13 protein-coding genes and 4 tRNA genes are annotated in these 21,433 nt (G+C 39.5%); 3 read left to right on the top strand and 14 right to left on the bottom strand.

Annotation, left to right across the window (positions count from 1 at the left end; translation table 11 throughout):
* Positions 1 to 5: 5 nt before the first annotated feature.
* Together ACFX4N_RS17160 and ACFX4N_RS17155 are read left to right on the top strand one after the other, a co-directional pair.
* Entirely contained in the window at positions 6 to 437 is a 432-nt protein-coding gene (locus tag ACFX4N_RS17160; protein ID WP_013055354.1) for a spore germination protein GerPE, read from the top strand.
* Positions 438 to 496: 59 nt separating this feature from the next.
* Positions 497 to 715: a spore germination protein gene (locus ACFX4N_RS17155; protein WP_013055353.1), complete on the top strand. Its 219-nt coding sequence runs from the start codon at positions 497 to 499 to the stop codon at positions 713 to 715.
* Positions 716 to 761: 46 nt separating this feature from the next.
* Here the strand turns inward: ACFX4N_RS17155 and ACFX4N_RS17150 are convergent, their stop codons facing one another.
* The 8 genes from ACFX4N_RS17150 to ACFX4N_RS17115 all read right to left on the bottom strand — a co-directional run bounded on the left by ACFX4N_RS17150 (position 762) and on the right by ACFX4N_RS17115 (position 17,282).
* Positions 762 to 1,067: an HNH endonuclease gene (locus tag ACFX4N_RS17150; RefSeq protein ID WP_192100494.1), complete on the bottom strand. Its 306-nt coding sequence runs from the start codon at positions 1,065 to 1,067 to the stop codon at positions 762 to 764.
* Positions 1,068 to 1,081: 14 nt separating this feature from the next.
* Positions 1,082 to 4,474, bottom strand: coding sequence for an AAA family ATPase (locus tag ACFX4N_RS17145; protein ID WP_192100493.1), 3,393 nt, complete (start codon positions 4,472 to 4,474; stop codon positions 1,082 to 1,084).
* Positions 4,471 to 5,655, bottom strand: coding sequence for an exonuclease SbcCD subunit D (locus ACFX4N_RS17140; RefSeq protein ID WP_063670531.1), 1,185 nt, complete (start codon positions 5,653 to 5,655; stop codon positions 4,471 to 4,473). The genes ACFX4N_RS17145 and ACFX4N_RS17140 overlap by 4 nt, the downstream gene beginning before the upstream one ends.
* 53 nt (positions 5,656 to 5,708) lie before the next feature.
* On the bottom strand, positions 5,709 to 9,446 hold the full coding sequence (gene addA, locus ACFX4N_RS17135; protein WP_098278221.1) for a helicase-exonuclease AddAB subunit AddA: 3,738 nt from the start codon (positions 9,444 to 9,446) through the stop codon (positions 5,709 to 5,711).
* On the bottom strand, positions 9,439 to 12,939 hold the full coding sequence (addB, locus tag ACFX4N_RS17130) for a helicase-exonuclease AddAB subunit AddB (RefSeq protein WP_377261854.1): 3,501 nt from the start codon (positions 12,937 to 12,939) through the stop codon (positions 9,439 to 9,441). The genes addA and addB overlap by 8 nt, the downstream gene beginning before the upstream one ends.
* 262 nt (positions 12,940 to 13,201) lie before the next feature.
* Positions 13,202 to 13,942, bottom strand: coding sequence for a 3-oxoacyl-ACP reductase FabG (gene fabG / locus ACFX4N_RS17125; RefSeq protein ID WP_013055347.1), 741 nt, complete (start codon positions 13,940 to 13,942; stop codon positions 13,202 to 13,204).
* 580 nt (positions 13,943 to 14,522) lie between these two features.
* The gene (locus ACFX4N_RS17120) at positions 14,523 to 15,140 is read right to left on the bottom strand and encodes a TVP38/TMEM64 family protein (RefSeq protein WP_013055346.1); all 618 of its coding nucleotides are present in this window, start codon (positions 15,138 to 15,140) and stop codon (positions 14,523 to 14,525) included.
* 162 nt (positions 15,141 to 15,302) lie between these two features.
* Entirely contained in the window at positions 15,303 to 17,282 is a 1,980-nt protein-coding gene (locus ACFX4N_RS17115; protein WP_192100491.1) for a S9 family peptidase, read from the bottom strand.
* A gap of 176 nt (positions 17,283 to 17,458) precedes the next feature.
* On the opposite strand from ACFX4N_RS17115, the gene ACFX4N_RS17110 reads away from it, so the two are divergent.
* Complete coding sequence (locus ACFX4N_RS17110; RefSeq protein WP_013055344.1) at positions 17,459 to 17,695, top strand: IDEAL domain-containing protein; 237 nt, start codon at positions 17,459 to 17,461, stop codon at positions 17,693 to 17,695.
* Positions 17,696 to 17,890: 195 nt separating this feature from the next.
* On the opposite strand, the gene aceA is transcribed toward ACFX4N_RS17110, so the two are convergent.
* From aceA to ACFX4N_RS17080, 6 genes are all read right to left on the bottom strand, one after another.
* Complete coding sequence (gene aceA, locus ACFX4N_RS17105; protein ID WP_013055343.1) at positions 17,891 to 19,174, bottom strand: isocitrate lyase; 1,284 nt, start codon at positions 19,172 to 19,174, stop codon at positions 17,891 to 17,893.
* A 392-nt stretch (positions 19,175 to 19,566) separates the two neighbouring features.
* Complete coding sequence (locus tag ACFX4N_RS17100) at positions 19,567 to 20,826, bottom strand: M48 family metallopeptidase (protein WP_057274270.1); 1,260 nt, start codon at positions 20,824 to 20,826, stop codon at positions 19,567 to 19,569.
* 209 nt (positions 20,827 to 21,035) lie between these two features.
* A tRNA-Glu gene (locus ACFX4N_RS17095) sits at positions 21,036 to 21,107 on the bottom strand.
* Between the two features lie 4 nt (positions 21,108 to 21,111).
* Positions 21,112 to 21,186, bottom strand: a tRNA-Asn gene (locus ACFX4N_RS17090).
* 3 nt (positions 21,187 to 21,189) lie between these two features.
* Positions 21,190 to 21,266 (bottom strand) — tRNA-Ile (locus tag ACFX4N_RS17085).
* A gap of 6 nt (positions 21,267 to 21,272) precedes the next feature.
* Positions 21,273 to 21,346: transfer RNA gene (locus ACFX4N_RS17080), tRNA-Gly, on the bottom strand.
* Positions 21,347 to 21,433: the final 87 nt, after the last annotated feature.

The raw sequence follows: 21,433 nt of genomic DNA, 5'->3' as shown, positions 1-21,433 counted from the left end.
TACCTATGCTTTCACGCACATCTTCTGTTAATTATATAGAAATTAATTCCTTGTCGGCGAGCTCCTTTTGCCAAATTGGAGATTCAACAGAAATTCATCTACTTAATAAAGCTTTAGCTGATCGGAGACAGTATCCGTTTTTCTACGGTCGAGAAGGAAACTTTGATGATTACGCTATCTTTAATGAGCCTATTCCTCATGGCGATTACGAACCTATTCCTGTTCAAACATGGAATGAAATACCTTTGATCCGTGTTAACAGAATTGATATAAAGGGATGCTCATTCTCATCAGTTATTCATGTTGGCTCAACGTGCAATGTTTATGCAGAAGCTCGCATTAAGCATATTCGCGAACTGATCAACGATGAACCTTCAAAGGAAGCTGAAGCAGGAACATCAAGTAGTGCTTCTTCACAAGCTAGCAGCAGTGAGTGAACCTTTTAAAAAGCGGCTCATATACTAAATTAATATCACGAAAAAAGGGTGTGAATCTCATGCCAGCAATAATTGGACCCGTTAGTATCACGAGCGTCGGAGGCGGTGTCGTAACGTTTGGAGATACGTTTTATGTTTCTCCAAAAAGCGCTGCTAAAACAGCGTCAGGCTCTGGTTCTTTAAATACAGGTAACTTTGTTAATACAAATAACGGCATTTCCGGAACAAATACGTTAGATCCAGATTTATTCGATCAAAATATAGCAGCAAATGCTTAAAAAAACCCCTTATCTTTGCTACTAAAGCGGATAAGGGGTTTTTTATTCACTTGGATTTTCGGCTGTTTGATTTCTTGGTTTTAGGTAATTTAGAAGAAGGCTGTTTACGAATCCATTTAATAAAAGAGCTAATTTTAGAATCAGCTTGTAATAAAGAAATCGTGTTAAGACGAATGGCTAATTCATCATTTGTGTATAATGCATGAATTTGCTTATGACACGGAATACATAAGTTTGCCGTTGATTCAAACGCTCCGCCCATTTCCTTTGGCGTTAAATGATGTACGGTCGTCAAGACATCCTGCCTTCCGCATAATTCGCATGTTCCTATCCGCCTGTCTTTTTTCTTCATATAGATTTCCTTCCCTATAAAGTTTCTACTCTTACACTAGTTCCTTTGCCAGAAGGCTCGGATGGCTCAACAATCAAACGTTTTGGCAGACGAGCGCGAAGTTCTTGAACGTGACTGATGACTCCAATTGATAAATTATTTGATTGAAGCTTTTCAAGCGCTGTAACAACCGTATCAAGAAGCTCTCCATCAAGCGTTCCAAATCCTTCATCTAAAAAGAAAAACTGCAGTGGATATTCTCCTCTTAGCTGAATTTGTGCAGATAATGAAAGGGCTAAAGCCAGCGAAGTTAAAAACGTCTCTCCACCAGATAAAGTTGAAACCGGACGTTTTACGCCTCCATTTGCATCATCTCTCATAATAAAGCCGCCTTGGGAATCAACTTCAATCGCATAGCGCTGACGTGTTAATATACCCAGACGCTCTGAAGCATCTCGGCTAACGGACATCAGCTGTTCTTCAGCAATGTATTCCACGAAAGCATTTCCTTTAAATACTGTTTGAAGCTTTTGATACTGTTCAAATAAGGCTTGTTTTTCTTCACGGTCTTGTTCAAGCACTAAAAATCGCTCATGTCGTTCTTTGACGCTTTTTAACGTTTGCTCAGCTGCTCCCTTGAGCTGAACGGCTTCTTTCACAGCCGCTTTTATATCATGAAGCAGCTGCTGAGTTTCTTCAAATTGCTGCTCTTCTATGGACTGGTGATTCAGCTGGATATTTAACTGTTCAATTGATGACTTCATCTGTTTTATGTTGTCCCAATAAGCCTGAACAGTTTCATCCAACAATTTCATCTCATCATGTGATAACAAAGCTTGCTGAACTTCTTTTCCTTCGCTGAATAAAGAATTCCCTATAGCTTCTTCCCATTTTTCAGCTGCTTTTTTATACTGCATATGAGCTGTTTCTAGAGATTCGCTCGCTGCTTTTTCATCCATTTGCAGCGTTTGATACGCTTTTTGAACAGTCTGCCAATGTTGATATGCCTGCTGTTCATTCGTCTCTAACTCCGCAAGTAAAAGAACTGTTTTTTGCAGCGCCTGTTCAATATCTTCTTGACCTGTAAGCGTACGCAAGCGTTCAATTTGCGAGTGAACAAGAGATTGTTTATGAGACAGCATTGCTTTTAATTCTGTAAATTCTTTTTCACCCGCATATTTCTCTTCTTTTAGACGTTCGATTTTCTTTTGCTGATTTTCAAAAAATACGCTGCTTTTTTCAATTCGAGCCTTTATTGTCTGCTCTTCTTTTTCTCTTTCAGTCAGCCTTTCATTAATTTTTTCCATCTCTTCAAATACAAAGGAAGAATAGTCTTGTTGAAAAGCTTCTTTTCCCGCTTGTAGCGCCTGTTTTTGCTGATTTACTTTTCCTTCTAATTCAGCTTGTTCTTTTTGATAATGAGCAAGCTCTAATTCAATCTTTTCAAGACTTTGCTGGACCTTTTGTATCTGCCCGAGAATTGCTCGCTGTTTTTCACTTACCTGCAAATAATCCTGCTCAAGAGATTTGATTTCAACTTCTATTTTCTTAGCATAATGGCCAAAGGCATCTGTATCCATTTCTCCTAAAGCAGGAACTTCGCCAGCTTCGTTCATAAACTCAGCTAACTCAGGTATTTTTTCAACAAGAGGTTTAGCTAGCTGTTCAAGCTGCATTTTGAGCGACGAATAACTAAATCGCTGTTCACGCAATTGATTAACTTGATCTTCGAACTGATCCGCTGATTCAGTTGTGATGTCATCTTCTTGTTGGTGTAACACGGGGTTAGGGTGATGCTCAGAGCCACAAACTGGACAAGGCTCACCTTGGGTCAGCTGCTCAGCTAATTGATGAGCCAGACGGCGTGACCATTCTTTTTCTTTGCGTCTTTTTAGATCGCTCATTAAACGATCTGCTTGTTGAAAAAGCTGCTGAAATTCTTTTTCCCGCTCACATACAGTGTGATACAAGCCTTGAATATCTGAAAATAACCCTTTACTTTGTTCTACTGCTTGCTGATATCTCTCTTGGTGTGTTTGTTTTTGTGTGTGCAAATGCTTAAGCTGTTCGGCTTTTTCTTTATACGTTTTTTGACCTTCATCTAGGTTTTTTTTATCGTTATTCCATACTTGATAACGGTAAAATGCTTGCTGAACAGCCTGCCGATAATCAGGTTGAATCTCCACTTTTGTTAATGCTTCTTTTAACTCTTTTTGAAGAGTCAAGCCTTGCTGATACCGCTTATCTGCTTCCATTAATTCATCATTTTTCGCTTGAAGTGCCTGTTGCTTTTGCTGAAGAGAAACTTCCCCTTCTTTTATTTCTTGCTGTCCTTCTTTAATTTGTTTTTGAAGATCAGATGCTTGTTGAAGCTGTTCTTTTTGAACAACTAATTTGGGCTGCTGTTCATTTTTTTGTAAGCGAGCCTGCTCATATAAACTATTCGATCGCTTATATTCCTCACTTTTTTGAACAATTTGTGCTTTTAATTTTTCTACTTTATCTTCGTAAAGCTTCTGCTGTTTTTCAGCTTGTTCAAATGTTTCTAAATAGGGAAAAAGACGTTCTGCCTGCTGAGCTTTCGTCAGCACATCTTGCTTTTGTCTAATCTCCTCTTCCTGCTTAGAAGCATGCACTAGTTTTTCTTCTATCAGTGCTTTTTCCTGCTGCGCTTTCCAAAGAGACGCCTGCTGATCGTATCTTTCCTGCAAATCAGACGCTTCTTTTTCTCGTTTTTCCAAAAGTACAATGCTATCACTTACAAGCTGCTCCGCTTCCGTTACTTTCTCTGTTGAAGCTTCACCTAATCCCGTTTGTTCTGCCGTGATTTTATCTAGGTCTGTCTTTAGCTGCTGAACTTGATAGCGTATTTTCTTACTAAGCTGATCTCCGTACTGCTCGAGATTAAAAAGACGCTGCAGCATTTGACGCCGCTCCGTTCCTTTTAACGATAAAAACTCCGCAAATTTTCCTTGCGGTAATACAACAGCTCTTGTAAAATCATCAATTGTTAAACCAAGAAGCTCCTGTACCTGCTGGTTTACATCATTTGTTTTATCTGCTAATACGTACGTTTCATCTTCGATTTCAATCAATCGACTTGAAGCTGATTTTACACGAAGCTCATCCGTCCGTTTAAAGCTTCGTTCAACAGTATAGCGTTTTTTATGACTAGCGTTTTCCAGCTCGAACGTAAACGATACTTTCAGTTCATTTTCCCCGTGATTTAAAATTCCTTGTGTATTATTGGCTGCACGCTCTACTTTTCCGTATAAAGCTAGTGTAATGGCATCCAAAATGGAAGATTTCCCGCTTCCTGTAGGACCAAATATTCCAAACACACCGCCTGAACACAGCGCTTCAAAATCGACAGTTTGTTTTTCTCTAAAACTGTGAAGCCCCGAAACGGTCAAGTTAATAGGTTTCATTTTTCATCCTCCTTTCCCGATACTTCTTCATCGTTAATCAAGGTTAAAAACAGTTTGACTAATTCAGTATCTGGTGCCCCTCCGCCGGTTTGCCTGCTGTAGAACTTTGTAAACAGTTCTTCGATCGGCACTTCGCGCTGTGAACGTGTTTCAAGTGCTAGTTCTTCTGCTTTGAATACCGGACGAATATGAATAAAGCCTGGATGAAGCTTGCGAAGGCGATGGATTTCTTCTAGTGAAAGTGCATCTTCTACGTGAACTTCTAAATCAACCCATGCCTGCGTATCTTTTTGCTCATCAAGCCACGTATATACTTCTGCCAATCCGTTTTTCGCTTTCCAACGTGCCAAAGGCTTTCCACTAGATAATGGAATTTCAGTCATCTCAATCTCTTTTCCTGGCTTAGCGTCTAAAATGGTAACGGACTTTGCATATCCTGACTCTGAAAAACTATAGGCAAGAGGTGAACCGGAATATCTTGCAAGGGTGCTGGCGCGATTGATCATTTGCGGGCGATGCAAATGTCCTAGAGCTACATATTGAGCATTAGCAGGTAAACTAGTTGCCGCCACCGTATAAGCTCCTCCTACTTCAATTGGACGTTCTGAGTCCGTTGAACTTCCGCCTGCTACGTAAATATGACTCATGGCAATATTAACGCTATCTGTTGTGAACTGCTCACTCATTTTATCGAAAATACCTTTTACTCTGGCATCATATGAGTTTCGAAGAACCTGCTCATCATTTTCTTCTGCTAACAGTTCCTTTAACCTTGATTCAGATGGGTAAGGAAGAGCCGCAACCTTTAACATTTCATCTGATGTAGGAATGTGAATGCTTTCTACATCGGTAGTAGGCAAACCAAGAAGCGTAATATTTTGATGAACAGCTAATGGAGAAGCCGCCGACAGCCGATCTGGGTTATCATGATTACCTGCAATAACAATAATCGGACGTCTTCCATTGTTGCTCAACCTAGACATACTTTCGTAAAAAAGCTGCTCTGCCGCTGCTGGAGGGTTAACCGTATCAAAGGCATCTCCCGCCATGAGAATAGCATCTATCTTTTCTTCTTCCACAATGTCTGCCAGTTCATCTAAAAACTGTGCTTGCTCAGCCAGACGGCTTCGCCCTTCTAACGTTCGCCCCAAATGCCAATCCGCTGTATGTAATAAACGCATGTTACTCTCTCCTTATTGTTGAAAAAGAAGAAGACTAGGGCCTTCTTCTTTTTTTATATTTCAACAGCATGTCCACCATCTAAAAAGTACAGATAGCGATGCTGCACAGGTTGTTTTACAATCCGCTCAATGGCCTTTGCGTAAAGCTCTAACTGACTGCGGTATCTGTCAATTAGAAATGGTTTTGCTCGTTCAAAATCCCCTTGAAAACGATCCGAAATATTATCCGTTTTAAAATCAAGTAAAACGAGGCCTTCTTCCGTTTCATACAAACAATCAATAATACCTTGCACTAAAATTGTTTCGTCTTCCTGCTCCCAGTGATCATAGATTTCTTTAGCGGAGACACCTAAACTAAAAGGCATCTCTCTATAAACCGTGCGAGCCGTTCGAATACCTTGTGCAATGTCACTGTCTAGAAAGTCTGCTACATCATTTGCATCAACAGCATCCGCTTGTTCTTGCGTCAATAATTCTTTGGTAACCATTGATTGAATAAAGTCTTGAACCATTTCAAGGGTATAAGCTTTATTTAATGGAAGCTGCTGCATAACGGCATGTGTAGCTGTTCCTCTTTCAGCTCCTGTGAGAGATTTCTCTTGAAGAAACAGCGGACGATTTTCAAGAGGTGCTTTAGATCCCCGAACGAGATCGTCGCTTCCACCTGCATCCGTCAGCTGCTGCTGCCTTTTTAATTCAGAAACAGATTGCTTCGAACGATGAACGGAAGCTACACGATAATCATAAGACCAATTTAAGCGTCTATACACTTCGTCTTTATAATCGCTCGATTCTGAAACTGGCTCATGCTTTTGAAGAGCGTTTAAAAGCTCTTCATGATGCTGCTGCTCTTCAAGAGGCTGTTCGGCTAAATCACCTGCTAATAACGTTGAAAGTTTCCAGCTTGAAGCATGCTGATGAATCATCTCAGCCGGCTGGACCTCTCCTTCAACCATATGACTAACATTTTGGTGACGAATTAAAGAAGGTCCAATCCAGTCTAAATAACATTTTGCATCTCTTCTCACGTGAGCTGGAAGCGTCCAATCTTCATGTGCCATAACGGAGCTCCATTGTCTGAGCTTTTCTGGTGCATCTTTTACTGTTCCAACTAAAATAAGTTTTTCTTTCGCACGCGTCAAAGCTACGTATAATACCCGCATTTCCTCTGCCATGCTTTCTTTTTTCATTTTTTTCTTCATGGTCTGCTGAAGAAGAGTAGGGTACGTAATACGCAGTTTTGGATCAATATATTTAGATCCAAAACCTAGTTCTTTATCGAGTAAATATGCTTTATTCAAGTCCATTAAGTTAAACTGGCGAGCAAGACCAGCTACAAAAACAACAGGAAACTCAAGACCTTTACTGCTGTGGATCGTCATCAAACGCACCACATCTTCTTGTTCTCCCAGTGCTCGAGCAGCTCCTAAATCGTTGCCTCGGTCCTGCATGCGTTCAATAAAGCGTAAAAATCGAAACAGACCTCTAAATGAAGTTGCCTCGTACTGGCGAGCGCGATCGTAAAGAGCACGTAAATTGGCTTGACGCTGTTTCCCGCCAGGAAGTCCGCCAACAAATTCAAAGAAACCCGTATCGCGGTAAATTTGCCATACCAGTTCTGACAAAGAGCTTTGTCTAGCTTGTGTTCTCCATGCTTTTAACTGCTCATAGAAATACTTTACTTTATCGCGAAGTTCTTCATCATCTGAAACCGCTAAGTACGTTTTTAACGCATCGTAATACGTTCCTTTCTTTTGCTCTGCTCTCAGTGTAGCTAACTCTTCATCTGAAAGCCCTACTACCGGTGAGCGAAGAACAGAAGCTAACGGAATGTCTTGATGCGGGTTATCTACTACTTTTAATAAAGACATCATAATCATCACTTCAGTAGCATCAAAATAACCTGTTGATAAATTGGCATAAATGGGCACGCCTTCTTGCTTAAATTCATCCATAATCTGCGCAGCCCAAGGCATGGAACGAAGCAAAATAACAAAGTCACGATACGTCACATTTCTCATGATATCGAGCTTGCGATCATATATTTGAAAGCGGTTTTGAACGAGTTCTTTGATTTTACGCGCCATTGCTCTTGCCTCTAACTGAGCCGTTTCAAGCTCTGCTTCTGAAAAAGCGACGAGAGAAGAATCCGATTCTTCTTCCCCTCCTTCTTCTGCATTTTCTTTTGCAATGAGCAGAAGCTCCGTTTCCATTCCTTCCACTTTTGGATACGATGCTCCTAATTTTAAAGAAGCATCATCGTCATATGCAATTTCTCCTACTTCTTCATCCATCAGCTGATTAAAAATAAAGTTTGTAGCATCAAGCACTTGAGAACGACTGCGGAAGTTTTTATTCAAATCGATACGTTTTCCGAACTGGCGACCATCTTGTGTAAAGCGCTTGTACTTTGTTAAAAACAAAAATGGCTCCGCTAAACGAAAGCGGTAAATGGATTGTTTTACATCTCCAACCATAAATAAATTCCCTTGTTCTTCACTATCTCTCGTCACTAATTTAATCAGTGTTTCTTGAACCATATTTGTATCTTGATATTCGTCAACAAGCACCTCTTCAAACTGAGTGCGATATTTTTGGGCAATGGACGAAGGCTTAAGCACTCCATCTTCTTTTACACTCAAGATTTGCAGGCAATAATGTTCTAAATCAGAAAAGTCCACTAACCCTTTCTCTTTTTTCATATGTTCATATCGTTCACCGAAGCGCTGAACTAAAAAGATTAGCGTTTCAATAACGGGCTTCATTTTCTCAAAATCAGCCATGTAGCCGTGCAAAGGCCTAGAAAACAAATCAGCATGAAGTTTTTCAAGACTTGTTTTAGCTTTTTTGCGAAGCTCTCCGAAATCATCTAAAAGCTGCGAGTCGTATGCTTCTCCTTTACATGGCTTTAAACGAGTAAAATTCAAATTCTGCATTTCCTCATGCAAATCAGCAAAAGAATGCTTAGAAGCGCTGATCAGCCGATGAATTTGAGCCAGGTCTTCCTCTGCATTAACGGCGCGAGGAGCAGGCCCTCCTGGCAGCTTTGTTAACTCTAAGCCCTGTTTTAAAATCGACTCAATGCCCATCAGCTGCGTTGTTACTTCTTGTAGAAGAAAAGATAGAAACGGAAGTGAATCAATAGAAGAGTCTTCTGTCACATCATATTGACTCACGATCATTTCAAGCCAGCCGTTTGGGTCAGGGTTAGATCTTGCAAAGTCATACAGCTTTCTTACCATAAGCTGAATATCTAAGTCATTTCTGTCACTTGTATAACGATCAATTAAATCAAAGAATCGCTCGTTCTGTTCAATACTGTACTGTTCTTCAAACAATTCTTCTAATACTTCTTCACGCAGAAGATCCGCTTCCGTATCATCTGCAATCCGAAAACCAGGGTCTACATCGATCAAATAATAATACGTTCGAATGACTTCTAAACAAAAAGAATGGAGCGTAGAAATCGACGCACGGTTTAATAAATTAAGCTGTCTGCGCAAGTGCAAAGAAGATGGATTCTTTTTTAACTCTTTTTCCAATGCTTCTCCAATTCGATTTCTCATTTCGGCTGCAGAAGCATTTGTGAACGTAGCAACGAGTAATCTATCAACATCGATTGGCTCATCACCCATCGTAATCTTTTTAATAATACGTTCAACTAAAACCGCTGTTTTTCCTGAGCCAGCCGCCGCGGCTACTAATATATCTTGACCGGATGAAACAATGGCGTTCCACTGATCATCCGTCCACTGGGAGTCGGCCGGTTTTACGTGTATATCTTCACTCATCTCGTTTGGCCTCCTCTCGAATTTTATCTAAAATAACACTTTGACTCTCTGTACTAAGCTGACGATATTCGTTGTTTTCCATTGATTCATCGAACTGACAAATTGAGCGGTATTCACAAAACGCACATGGTGTTTTATCTTTTAGTTTATAAGGCGAAATATCAATTTTCCCATTTGTAATCTCTGTACCTGCCTCCACAAATTTACCTCGCACATACTGACGGAGATGTGTAAAATCTTCTTCGCTCGCAACCGAAGAATTGGAATAAAAGCCCCCTGTCTTTTTAATGCCAGCTGATATAACCTGTGAGTGCCCTGATTCTAACGTTTCGTCCATTAACCTTACTGCTTCCTCGTCTCCTACAAGCAGTCCTTTCATTTTAAACTTCTTGAAGATTTCAGCTTCAATTTGATCAGGCTGTAATGCTTTAGTACTGTTGATCATTGGGTTATGAACGTGGAAATAAAGAACGCCAGCAGGCAATGCTCCTCTATTATCATGAAGAAGCTGTTCAGCATACGTCACGACTATGTCTAAATAAGCTAAAATTTGAAGAGATAAACCGTAGTACACTTCCACTAAGTTTAATGCTTTATCGCTTGATTTATAGTCGACAATACGCAGTAAAAGTCCTTTTGAGCTTTCCGCTTTATCTACCCTGTCAATTCGGCCAACGAGTTCCATCGTATGGCCATTTGGCAGTGTGAACTGCATAGAAGGCAGCTCTGCGCTAGGTCCAAATCCAAGCTCCAATCCAACAGGAACAAAGCCGCTCATCTTAGCGTGCTCACTTAACACAAACGACGCACGTTCAATAATTTGCTGCAGCTTATGTGTTAAATAGTGGTGGCGATTCGAGCTCAATAAAATCTCATTTTGCAAGCGCGGAGCAAGTTCATGCACCGCAGCCGTAGAAAGCTGCTGACAGTCTTTTCTCGTTAAGTTCTTCCATTCTTTTTGACCGCCGCGAAGTTCGTCTGAAATCATTTTCAACGCCGCGTGAAATAACTCGCCTATGTCAGGAGCCGCCAATTTGAAAACTTTTCGTTCTTTAAGCTTGAGCCCGTGAGAAGCAAAATGCGCATATGGACAGGCTTCAAATTTTTCCATTCTGGATACGCTTGCTTGAATATGCTTTCCATACAGACGCTGACTAGTTTTCTTTGTTAACCGTTTTGCTTCATTTTGATAAAATAAGCTGCTTAGTACTTTCTCACTGTATGAGTTCCAATCTGGATTTTTCACATAAAAATTATACACATCCCACCAAGCGGAACTCATCGGATAATGGCGTTTCCATCCTTGCAGCTGGCTGGCTAAATGCGCGATGCTCGTTAAAGGATTTGTTATATAATCAACTTGCTTTTCTTCTTCTAAATCTGTAGGTTCCGTCATTAACAGCTTTTCCTGCAGGAGCGGAAATAGCTCTTTTACTCGATTAATAACGAGTGAAGGCAGCAGGGTCTTCCCTTCCTCATTGGCAAGAGGATACGAAACATAAAGTTTTTCCGAAGAGCTGGAAAGTGCTAAATAAATGAGAAATTGTTCGTCAAACAGCTTTTGTCTTCCGGTTGGCGCAAGTAATAAACCTGATTCAAGCAGTTGCTCTCTCTCCTTCTCAGATAACAGGCCATCGCTTTTTGGTTTAGCTGGAATCACACCGTCATTTACACCTAACACAAAGCTTGCTTTGATATCGGATAAACGCGAACGCTCAAAACTTGCCACAACCACTTGATCCAGCGCAGGCGGAACAAGTGCAAACTGCATGCTGTCAAGCCCTGTCTCAAATAGATCTGCGAACAAAGAAATCGATACTTTCTCTTCTCCCATCATTTCAACAAACTGATCAAATAAGTGAAGAATTGCTTTCCATACCTGCTCGTGCTCTCTTGCTTCTTGAAGCTTTCCTTCTTCTTCACATCGATTGCGCAGCGCTTCTATCTTTTGTGGAATATCTAAATTCGTTAAAAAACGATAGAGCGCTTCTGCTTTTTCTTTTCCTATTTTCCCTTGTTTTAATTTTTGCTGAAGCGAATAAATAGGAGGAACAATCATATTTTTTAATTCATTTATTTTTTGCTCAAAAGCAAGCTCTTCGTCCGTTTTCCCAAGGTTCATGTCTTCAAGTGAACGATATTTTCTGTAGGTAAATGGTTCCTTGCTCGTCCACTTAGATCCTTGAATACCGTAAGCAAGTACATAATTTTCTAATTCATCCATCTCTTCGCGAAGCTGGTGCACATCAGATGACAAAGGAAATAAAAGATCTGTTTTCACTGCTCGAAAGATGGTTTCATATCGCCATGACCCGCTTACCACCTCTAAGACTGAGCGAACAAATTCAACGAGTGGATGGTGAAACATCGCTCGCTTTTGGTCAATAAAGTACGGAATTTCATAATCTCGAAAAATGGTTTGAAGCAAGTCATGGTAGTCTTCTGCATTTCTAACAATCAAGGCGATATCACGGTAGCGATAGCCGCGATCGCGCACAAGTGAAAGCACTTCTCTTGCAATCCCTTCAACTTCTGCTCTTCGGCTAACAGCCGGCAGCAGCTGAATGTTCTCGGGCTCTGACTGAAATTCCGGCGTTGGCCGTTCATCATAATATCGTTCTAAATAGGCAAGCTCTGGACTGTTTTGATGCCTTTTTTGTTCGTTAAATACGATTGGCTCTTGAATCTCTATCCCGTTTTCAGCCGCCAGGCCCATTAGTTCTTGGTACGTTTCGCTCGTTAATCGAAACAAGTGCAAGTCATTTGGAATAAAATCTTGATATGAATAATCAGAAGTCACCGCTATTTTTACTTCTCTACAAACTTTCATCAGCTCTACTAATACGGTTAATTCTTGAGGAGTATAGTGATGAAATCCATCTACATAAATCATTGCTTGAGCAAGGTAGGCAGAAGATGCTACTTTTTCACTCAGCAGCTTCAAATAATCTTCTCCATCTACATATTTCGTCATCAGCTGTTTTTCTAATTCTCCGTAAATGAGATGTAAATCATGTAATTTATCAGCAAGGACTTTCTCATCTTCTGCTTGAAGCTTTTTCTTCATCTCTTCGAGAGACGGGGCATCTACTGTGTACTGTTTAAATTCTTTAACCATTTTTTCTAGTTCTTCAATAAACCCTGCTTGTTCTGAAGAATTCGCAAACAGTCGAAGCTCTTCTTTTTGATGTTCGATAATTTTTTTAAGCATCATATGAATACCTGTTTGATCCACATGATAGCGGCTAATACCTCCCACTTCTTGCAGGATACGCCATGCAAGACGTGTAAAACTATAAACTTGAGCACGCATCATGCCTTCTAACCCAGGTGTTTGAACAAGCGCATACTCCGACTGAAATGTCATCTGTTCAGGTACAATATAAATAAGTGGATGCCCAAGCGGAGCATTTAACAGCTCTTGGCGCATGCTATTTAAAAGATATTCCGTTTTCCCGCTTCCTGAACGTCCTAATAAAAACTGTAGCCCCACGTTTTCACCCCTTCATTTTTTTCTCTATGTTTTCATTTGTTTAAGTACAAAATGGATAAACGCCACGTAAACACGTGACGCAGTCGTCAAAATTTTATAGTGATAATCATCTAAATCTCTCTATCTCTCTCCTTATTATTTTACTGAACTTGCAGACAAAATTCCACTTTGCCGATATGTGAAATGCTGGATGCAACAAAAAAACTTTTCAGTAGTCAAAAGACCACTGAAAAGTTTTAGAAAAGCGAATTATTTTCTACTTTTACATCATGATTCCACCATCTACATGAAGTGTTGTACCGTTAATATAGTTGGATTCATCAGATGCTAAATACAGATACGCATAACCAATGTCAGAAGGCTGACCTAATCTTTGTAAAGGAATAGTGGATTTCATTTGATCAATGATTTTGTCTGGCATCGCCTTCACCATATCCGTCTCAATAAACCCGGGAGCTACAGCGTTTACATTAATTCCTTTTCGCCCCAACTCTTTAGCCCATGTTTTTGTCATTCCTACTACGCCTGCCTTTGTCGCCGCATAGTTTGTTTGACCAACATTTCCATATACGCCAGATACCGAAGATGTGCTAATAATTTTCCCTTTACCTTGAGCAATCATATGCGGTACCACTGCTTGTGTACAGTGAAAAACGCCTGTAAGGTTTACGTTGATTACTGCTTGAAAATTTTCAACTGATAATTTGGTTAGCATTCCATCTCTGGTGATACCTGCATTGTTAATTAAAATATCTATTTTAGAGTAGCGTTTCACTACTTCTTCTACCATTGCATCTACACTGTCTCGATCCGCTACGTTCACTTGAAAAAATGCTACATCTCCGCCTTCTTCTTTTAGCTGAGCTGCTCGTTCTTCTCCCGTTTTTGCATCGTAGTCAACCATAGCGACCTTTGCACCCTCTTGTGCGAATATTCGAGAAGCTTCGAACCCTAATCCATTTGCTGCACCCGTAATAATTGCCACTTTATCTTTTAATCTCATGTCACCCGCGCTATAAGATGCTTACTAACAACGATTAATCAGCAAGTCGCTTGAATCTTAGTAGCGCATTCCCCTCCTCAAAACGACGCCAAGCACGTCTTAATGATCATTCGGTGCTTTTCTAGTAATGATCCCTCTACTTACATCTTAGTAGTCAAGCTCAAAAATCATTCATATAATTTTTAAGAAAACGTTTTGAAATACATGAGGTGATAATACATGTTGAGAAAAAACATGTATATCTCTAGAAAACAAAGGGTTCATTACTTAGGTGCAACTAGGAATAGACGTCTAATTTATTCCCAGTTTTTTCTTTTATTTTAGCATATTTTTCATAATTGATAAACAAAAAACTTGTTCATTACTGGACAGATACTCTGCATGTGCATTGTTCTGCCAACCGAATAAACAGACAAATAACTTCTTTAAGAAAAATTTTAAGATCCTTTCAAAAATGCTGTTGTATCCCTATAAGAAAAGGTTTTTCTATAGTTTACAATACCCCTTTTGGCTGTATGTATAACAAAAGACTGCCTATTAAAAAGCAGTCTTCCATCACTATTTGTTATATATAAACAAACTATTTGTCATACTGTTTCACTTTAGATTTTTCATTTAATCTTCGTTCAATTTGTTTTCCAACAAGCCATAGAACAAAAATGATGACTAAAACAAGTACTGCTTTTAGAGGCTGTTTCACAAATGAAACAAAATCGGCCCCAATAAAGCTCATCATAAATATCATCACCATTTTACCGGCTAATACAGCAAGCATAAACTGAGCCATACTAACACGTGATAGCCCTGCTACTACATTAATCGCCGAAGACGGGGTAAAAGGGAAACAAAGCATAATAAACAGCGGTCCGAACCCGTGTCTTTCTACCCAAATCATAATCTTTCGAATTTGCGCATGCCGGCTGATGAAATGTAAAAACCTCGCCTGTCCATATTTTCTAAAAATCAAAAAGACAAGCAGTGATCCAACGCAGCTGCCAACCCATGAAATTAAAAAACCTAACCATAAGCCAAAAGCGGCAGCATTGGCCATTACAAACGCAAAAAGCGGCAAGATGGGGATGAACGCTTCTAAAATAGGAAACAGCAGCCCTGGAATGATTCCAAATGATTGATATTGTTTTAATAACTCGAGGACGCCGTCTAATGTCAAATAATGCTTTAATGTTTCAAAATCCATCGAATGTTCTCCTTATTTAAACAACTGTGCTACTTTTCACTTATTGTACTACTTTCCTTTACCAAACAAAAGTTTTACAGCGTTTTACCTTTCCTGTCCTTTTACGTTTGTCATACAGCCTTTATTTACGCACACATATTTGGTTGAACAGCCATGCACTTTTTACTGAGACTGTTTTAAATAACGTTTAAACCAGCTTGTTAAATATTTTAGTCTTGCCGTTCGTAAATTAGGCTTACCGCTTCTAGAAAGTTCATGATTAGACTGGGGAAAACGAATAAATTCTACTTCCTTATTTTTTCTTTTCAGTGCCACATAAAGCTGTTCAGCTTGTTCAATTGGACATCTATAATCCTGTTCGCTATGCAAGATTAACAGCGGTGTTTTAACGTTCTCCGCTAAACGAAGCGGCGAGTGGTTCCAAAGTTTTTCCGGATTTTCATAAATATCAGCTTTTAATTCCCATTCGGTAAAATAATAGCCAATATCACTAACGCCGTAAAAACTTGTCCAATTTGAAATAGACCGTTGCGTTACCGCTGCTTTAAATCGATTTGTACTTCCTACAATCCAGTTTGTCATAAACCCTCCGTAGCTTCCTCCTGTTACGCCAAGCTTATCTTCATTAATATAAGAGTAGCGCTTAACTGCTTCGTCGGTCACTGCCATCAAATCCGTATAATCCATGCCTCCGTAATCCCCTCGAACCGCATCTGTAAATACTTGACCATATCCTCTGCCGCCTCTTGGATTAGAAAAGAGGATATTGAACCCTTTTGATGCAAGTACTTGGAATTCAAGCATAAATGTATGACCATACATAAGATGCGGACCTCCGTGGATTTCTAAAATGGTTGGAGATCCATGGTTTGTGGCAGCAGCTTTTACTACCCAACTGTGGATATGTATACCGTCCGTAGAAGTCGCGTAAAAAGATTCTGCTTGTGTGAGCTGCACATGCTTTAAAAATGAGTCATTAACGTTTGTCAGCTTCACTAATTCCTCTGTTTTTAAATTTAGAGAATAAAGATCTCCGGGATGTGTAAATGTACTGATTGCCACGATAGCTTTCTCACAATTTGGAAGAACAGATACCCCGTATACGTGAGCATTATCCATAAATACAGGGTCTAACTTTCCATTCACATTTCCTTTATATATGCCTACAGACCCCTTTTCACTTACGACAAAATAAAATTCTTCATTACTGCCCCACATAATTCCCGCTGCGGTTCTGCCAAAGTGAAAATCTCCTGCTACCATATCTCCTACTTCTAAGTCTATGCCAGCAGTGATACAAGCTGTTTTTTGGTTAGAGATCTGATAAATGTATATGTCATTCATTGAAGCTGATCCATATGTACGTTCATTTCCAATGTATGCTATGTATGACCCATCCGGTGACCACGAAACTTGATGAAAATATCCTGTTTCTGCTGTAATAGATGTTACTTTTTTAGTATCGCGATGCAAAATAAACACGTCCATAGTTAATGATAAATCCGGATTCTCTCCTCGGCTGCTGCAAAATACAATTGAGTTTGCATCAGGGGACCAGCACCCAACAGAGTGATGATAAGGTCCATCCGTTAAAAACGTCACTTCTTTATTTTTAAGTTTAACGACAGCAACGTGAGTATATTCACCTTTTAAATAACCGCTAACATCGGATTTGTAAAGTAAACGTTCCACTTCATACGGCTGGGGATGTTCATGATTTTGTTCAACTCTTACAGCTTTTTCTCCTACTTTTGTAGAAAACATAATTTCGTCACTATAAGGAGACCACACCGGATTACTAACGCCTTTTTCAAGATCTGTGAGTGCTTCTGCTTCCCCGCCTGTCGCTGCTAATAGGTAGAGCTGAACGGCTTGACTGCGATCGGATAAAAAAGCAATCCACTTGCCATCAGGAGACCATACTGGAGAATGATTATTTCCTTTGTAGTACGTTAATTGCTTAGTTTCTTTCGTTTCAAGATCTAACATAAACAGCTGCGTTTCATACGCGTTTTCTATTTTCTTCGTTTCTCGAACCGTATAAACTACACTTTTTCTATCTGGAGAAATCTGAGGATTATAAACAGACTTCAATTCATACAAATCCTCTATCATTACCGTACGCTTTTTTAAATCATTCAATTTCTTCGCCCCCAAGGATTCATTTTTAAATCAAATAGTCAATCGATAAAAACGAAAGTAGTGTTTCCCTCTTACTTTATCATTTCCAAAAATAAAAATCTAAAAATTTAGAAAATTAGTTGTTTTTTCTTCTTTTAATCTATATAATAATAAAAAGGGTGCAGAGGTGATGAGGTATGAACAATGAAAAATCGTACACGGAAATGATGAAGTCCCTCGCTCGCAAGAAAAAAGTAATTGATACTGTGAGTATGTTGGATGTTTATATCGAAATGGTAATTGATGAATCGCTTTTTAAGCGTCAAAAAGAACTGTTAGAAACAAACATTAACACGGCATTAGATCAACGTGATGAAATTGCTTTTTATGAGCTATCAGCCCAGTACCAATCCCTGCTTCAAACATCTACTTAATATTTTAAGAACTTAATTCATGTTAATGATTTATATGTACGTTTAACAGGCAGATCCTTTCTTCTCAGGAAGAACAGCTGTCTGTTAAATCGTGTTTACTACATAAAAAAAGATTCTTACATCTGTAAGAATCTTTTTTGTTAGGATTTTTCCTATGAGTGGAAGTAACCAACCGTTCCACTCATAGGTTTTTTGTTATTTATGGGCTTGAAACTGCTCTTCTTCCGTTGAACCTTTTAAAGCTGTTGTAGAGGAAGTCCCACCAGAAACTACTTGCGCCACTTCATCAAAATAACCCGTGCCTACTTCACGCTGATGTCTTGTAGCAGTATATCCATTTATTTCACTAGCAAACTCTCTTTCTTGTAACTCTGAATAAGCTGCCATTCCTCTTGTTTTATATCCTCGTGCCAGCTCAAACATGCTGTGATTTAAAGCGTGGAAGCCAGCAAGCGTAACGAATTGGAATTTGTAGCCCATTTTTGCGATTTCTCTTTGGAATTTTTCAATCGTTTTCTTATCTAATTTTTTCTTCCAGTTGAAAGATGGTGAACAGTTATAAGCAAGCATTTTACCTGGGAATTTTTCATGAATAGCATCTGCAAATTTTTGTGCTTGTTCCAAGTTTGGTTCAGACGTCTCACACCATACTAGATCCGCATATGGCGCATATGCTAAGCCGCGAGCAATAGCTTGATCGATTCCGGCTCTCGTGCGATAAAAACCTTCAGCAGTGCGTTCACCTGTAATAAACTGGCGATCTACAGGATCAACATCACTTGTAATTAAATCAGCAGCATCAGCATCGGTACGAGCAATCAGAAGTGTTGGAACACCCATTACATCAGCAGCTAAACGAGCAGCAATCAAGTTTTTCACAGCGGTTTGAGTTGGAAGCAATACCTTGCCGCCGAGATGACCACACTTTTTCTCAGAGGATAATTGATCTTCAAAGTGTACGGCAGATGCTCCCGACTCAATCATTCCTTTCATGAGTTCAAATACGTTTAACTGTCCTCCAAACCCTGCTTCTGCATCTGCTACAATTGGAGCAAAGTAATCGATATTCCCTTCTCCTTCTAAATGCTGAATTTGATCGGCACGCTGCAGCGCTTGATTGATTCGTTTCACAACATGCGGCACGCTGTTTGCCGGGTATAAACTTTGATCAGGATACATGTTTCCTGAAAGATTTGCATCTGCAGCTACTTGCCACCCGCTTAAGTAAATTGCTTTTAACCCTGCTTTTACCTGTTGTACTGCTTGATTTCCTGTTAAAGCTCCTAAGGCATGAACGTATGGCTCTGTTTTTAATAAGTTCCAGAACTTTTCGGCTCCTCTTCTAGCAAGCGTATGTTCAATATCAATGGACCCTCTTAGCCCAATGACTTTTTCTGCAGAATATGGACGTTCAATTCCTTTCCAACGCTCATCGCTTTTCCAGTTCTCTTCAAGGTTTTTTACACGAATGTCTTTCATTCTTTATACCCCCTAATGAATTTAAAATTCTATATTCATAAAAATATAAAACGCAGCAGTTAGAATATGTCTGTTTCATGATGAAGTAAATTAGCAGCTTGCCATAATATTAGCAAGAACGTAGATGAAATAAGTAAGTAGTTGAAGGACATGTAGTAAGACTTAGCTGAGGTGAATATACGCTGAGAATTTAGGCTGCTATCTTTTCAATCACAAATAACTATTCCTCCCTATTGTTATAAAACAGTTTTTATTTTACATACGTTATTATATAACAGTACTTTCGAAAATGAAACCTCCTTTTAGAATTTTTTTCCTACTCGCAAGGAGGCTTTTCTATTAATACCTACGTATAAAAGGCTTCATATATCCTTTACTTTTTCTTATATCACTTATTCATTTCTTTCATACTTCTCAACAAATGAAATTCTTTCCAGTATTGTTGGGTGACCATATCGAAAAATCTTCACTAAATACGGCGGATTTACCTGAGACAGTCCTGATTTCGTTAAGTCCTGAAACGTTTTAATAGCAGCTTGCTTATCTCCTGTTAGGTCCATGGCGTACGTGTCAGATTGAAGTTCATGATGACGCGACTGCATATTTGTTAACGGACTCACAGCAAATGTAAGAATAGAAAAAATAAGTAGAATAAGCGGTAAAGAATTTAAATCACTAAGAGAAGTAATTTTTAATGCTTTCCCCCATCTCTTAATCACAAAGCGAGCTAAATGTTTCGTTAGCCATAAGCCTACGATCGATAAAACTAATGCTGAAGCAATCCCCACATAAATATGTTTCTTTACATAATGACCCATTTCATGCGCCATGATAAACAAAATTTCACGTTCCGTTAATTTATTAAGAGTAGTATCCCATAACACAATTCTTGAATTAGAACCTATTCCCGTCACATATGCATTAAGGGAGTTCGTTTTTTCAGACATGTTTACTTCATATACATGCTTAGCAGGTATGTGAGCTTCGTCTGCTAAATGTAAAATTTTCGTCTCCAGCTCTTTATTCTTTAATGGATAAAAATCGTTATATAACGGATCGATAACCACTGGTTGAATAAACGTCAAAAATAGCGTAAATGGAATAGATACTAGCCACGCATACAGCCACCATCTTTTTGAAAACTTACGAATGAATGCATATAACACAGCAATCACTAAAAACATGGTGGCATAGTTCACCCAAAAATCTGTAAAAAGATCTTTCATCCATCCTTGGAAAGGTTGCGTCGTAATATGGTAAGCCTTTGAAAGCTTATAGCTAATCCAGTCCATAGGAAAAGAATAGATCAGCAGCAGAACGGATAACCAAAATACATAAATAGCAGTTTGGAGAAGACTGAAACGGCTGACGTCTTTAGACCACTTATTAACTTTCTTAGACACACCTAACACTAAAATTAAAATAAACCCTAGCCACTCATATGGAATTCGGATAAAAAAGAGCGCATCTCTAATTTTTGAATATTTTTCGGTTAACATAAGTTCTCGTGCATTCATAAACGTAGCCGGGTCTACGCTGGTGCCTTTTAATGATTGTGGAATAGAGGTATCGCTTATATAGAATAAATACACCCAAATACACGCTCCATACACAAGAAAAACTCCGATGGACCACCAAACAATTTTTTTCACGCATTCCCCTCCTTTTGTACAAACAGTATGCCGTTATTACTATTGTAGGTTTTTTTTCGAAATTTAGAACAAGCGTTTATAGATGTGCTATAAGAAATGCAATTTAGGGCGAGGAAATCATAGAAAAACGAAAAATAGAGTTTAGACAAAAGAATAAACTCTGTTTCCAAACAAAAAAAGCAGTTTGCATATGCAAACTGCTTTTAAGATGACCCGTACGGGATTCGAACCCGTGTTACCGCCGTGAAAGGGCGGTGTCTTAACCGCTTGACCAACGGGCCAGTATGGCTCCACAGGTAGGACTCGAACCTACGACCGATCGGTTAACAGCCGATAGCTCTACCACTGAGCTACTGTGGAATATGGTGGGCCTAAGTGGACTCGAACCACCGACCTCACGCTTATCAGGCGTGCGCTCTAACCAGCTGAGCTATAGGCCCTTCATTTGGAGCGGGTGATGAGAATCGAACTCACGACATCAGCTTGGAAGGCTGAGGTTTTACCATTAAACTACACCCGCACGTTTTCTTAAAATGGCGGTCCCGACGGGAATCGAACCCGCGATCTCCTGCGTGACAGGCAGGCATGTTAACCGCTACACCACGGG

This window comes from Priestia sp. YIM B13551 (assembly GCF_042787905.1).
Lineage (GTDB): Bacteria > Bacillota > Bacilli > Bacillales > Bacillaceae_H > Priestia.
Note: the sequence above shows the minus strand (reverse complement) of the source record. Positions and strands in the feature narration are given on the sequence as shown.

Bases quoted from the DNA above. Each gene is read 5' to 3' on its own strand.
- ACFX4N_RS17160 (WP_013055354.1), top strand. From the start codon at position 6: ATGCTTTCACGCACATCTTCTGTTAATTATATAGAAATTAATTCCTTG.
- fabG (WP_013055347.1), bottom strand. From the start codon at position 13,942: ATGAGATTAAAAGATAAAGTGGCAATTATTACGGGTGCAGCAAATGGA.
- ACFX4N_RS17140 (WP_063670531.1), bottom strand. From the start codon at position 5,655: ATGCGTTTATTACATACAGCGGATTGGCATTTGGGGCGAACGTTAGAA.
- ACFX4N_RS17145 (WP_192100493.1), bottom strand. From the start codon at position 4,474: ATGAAACCTATTAACTTGACCGTTTCGGGGCTTCACAGTTTTAGAGAA.
- ACFX4N_RS17155 (WP_013055353.1), top strand. From the start codon at position 497: ATGCCAGCAATAATTGGACCCGTTAGTATCACGAGCGTCGGAGGCGGT.
- ACFX4N_RS17120 (WP_013055346.1), bottom strand. From the start codon at position 15,140: ATGGATTTTGAAACATTAAAGCATTATTTGACATTAGACGGCGTCCTC.
- aceA (WP_013055343.1), bottom strand. From the start codon at position 19,174: ATGAAAGACATTCGTGTAAAAAACCTTGAAGAGAACTGGAAAAGCGAT.
- ACFX4N_RS17150 (WP_192100494.1), bottom strand. From the start codon at position 1,067: ATGAAGAAAAAAGACAGGCGGATAGGAACATGCGAATTATGCGGAAGG.
- addA (WP_098278221.1), bottom strand. From the start codon at position 9,446: ATGAGTGAAGATATACACGTAAAACCGGCCGACTCCCAGTGGACGGAT.
- ACFX4N_RS17110 (WP_013055344.1), top strand. From the start codon at position 17,459: ATGAACAATGAAAAATCGTACACGGAAATGATGAAGTCCCTCGCTCGC.